At 45.6% G+C, this 1,747-nt stretch carries 1 protein-coding gene; it reads right to left on the bottom strand.

Annotation, left to right across the window (positions count from 1 at the left end):
- Positions 1–54: 54 nt before the first annotated feature.
- The gene (locus QZL69_RS10610; protein ID WP_022215184.1) at positions 55–1,506 is read right to left on the bottom strand and encodes an aminoacyl-histidine dipeptidase; all 1,452 of its coding nucleotides are present in this window, start codon (positions 1,504–1,506) and stop codon (positions 55–57) included.
- Positions 1,507–1,747: the final 241 nt, after the last annotated feature.

The raw sequence follows: 1,747 nt of genomic DNA, 5'->3' as shown, positions 1-1,747 counted from the left end.
CTCCCGGCGATCACCGCCCAGAAGCCTCTGTCGTAGAAACTTAGTTTTGTTTTATCAGTCTTTTAACTGTTCCAGAACTTTGACAAGGTAATTCCATACACGTTCTGTGGATGCGATATCCAGAACTTCCTCTGAAGTATGGATGTCCTTCATGTTTGGTCCCAGAGATACGCAGTCAAGTCCTTCGATCTTCTTGTAGAAAAGTCCACACTCCAGTCCTGCATGGATCGCAACAACTGCCGGTTTCTGTCCGTACATTTCTTCGTATACGGATACCATCTTGTCACGGAGCGGAGATTCCTTGCAGTACTCCCATGCCGGATAAGCACCCTGGATGGTGTACTCGCCGCCAAGGAACTCTGTCAGATACTGGATCTTGTCAGAAAGTGCATCTCTTGCTGCCTCTACGGAACTTCTGACACTGGAGCTTGCAAAGAATTCATCCTCATAAAGTTTGACAATACCGATATTGGTAGAAGTCTCTACCAGCCCCTCGATGCTTCCGCTCATCTTCTGGATGCCGAACGGAACTTCCATCAGATAGAAGAGAACCTTCTCTCTGCTGGTCGGATAAAGGACCATTGCTGTCTCCACATCGCCCTCTGTGATCTGGATGGTGATCCTTGCATCGCTGCCTTCGTATTCCTCACGAAGACCTTCCTGTACTTTGGCTGCATAAGCTTTGACTGCTTTTGTCTGGTCGCCGTCGATCAGGAGTTCTGCGACAGCTTCTCTTGTGATCGCATTGTCCTTCTGACCACCCTCAAGAGAAATCATCTCATAATCTGCCTTGTTCTTGAGTCCGTAAAGGAAACGTGCCATAAGAACGTTGGCATTTGCGCGTTTCTTGTCGATCTCTGCTCCGGAATGTCCACCCATCAGTCCGCAGATCTTGACTCCGATCTTCTTTCCTTCTGCCTCGACTCTCTTCACCGGAATGCTGCTGACTGCAGAAAGACCGCCTGCACAGCTGATCCAGAGACTTCCTTCTGCTTCGGAATCCATGTTGATCATACGTTTTCCTTTGAGAACGCTGCAGTCAAGTCCTACTGCTCCAAGAAGTCCGATCTCCTCGTCTACAGTGACCAGAACTTCCAGTGCCGGATGCGGGATATCTGTGCTGTCCAGAAGTGCCAGTGCATAAGCAACAGCGATTCCGTCATCACCACCAAGTGTGGTTCCATTTGCGCTTACATATCCGTCCTTGACAGAAAGGTTCAATCCGTCTTTCTCGAAATCATGCTCTACATCCGGACGTTTCTCGCATACCATATCCATATGACCCTGAAGGATCACAGTCGGTGCATTCTCATATCCGGCAGTTGCAGGTTTGTAGATGACAACGTTATTCAGTTCATCCTGTACATAATCAAATCCATGATCCTTCGCAAAATTCACCAGATAATCACTGATCTGCTTTGTATTGCGGGAACCATGCGGAATCTTACAGATTTCTTCAAAATAATAAAATACTCTTTTTGGTTCACAGTTTTCTAAAACTCTCATTTTGATTTCCTCCATTATTACTGCAGTATAGTTTATATTACCCAGAAATCTTTTTGATTTCAAGGGTTTCTGGATTTTTTCCTCATATTTGTCCCGGGTATTTCGTATAGTAAAGAAAAAAAGATTTTTTTATGAAAAAAATTCTCTATACCGTCGTAAGTCTCGTATTGCTTGTGTTTCTTTTATTTTTTCCACGGGAAAGTCTGGCTTCCGCACAGGAAGGAATGCAGCTCTGGCTCAA

It is taken from the genome of Blautia sp. CAG:237, assembly GCF_000436615.1.
In the GTDB taxonomy this organism is placed as follows: domain Bacteria; phylum Bacillota; class Clostridia; order Lachnospirales; family Lachnospiraceae; genus Blautia_A; species Blautia_A intestinihominis.
The sequence above is the reverse complement of the archived record's forward strand: the minus strand, read 5'-3'. Positions and strand labels throughout refer to the sequence as shown.

Bases quoted from the DNA above. Each gene is read 5' to 3' on its own strand.
- QZL69_RS10610 (WP_022215184.1), bottom strand. From the start codon at position 1,506: ATGAGAGTTTTAGAAAACTGTGAACCAAAAAGAGTATTTTATTATTTT.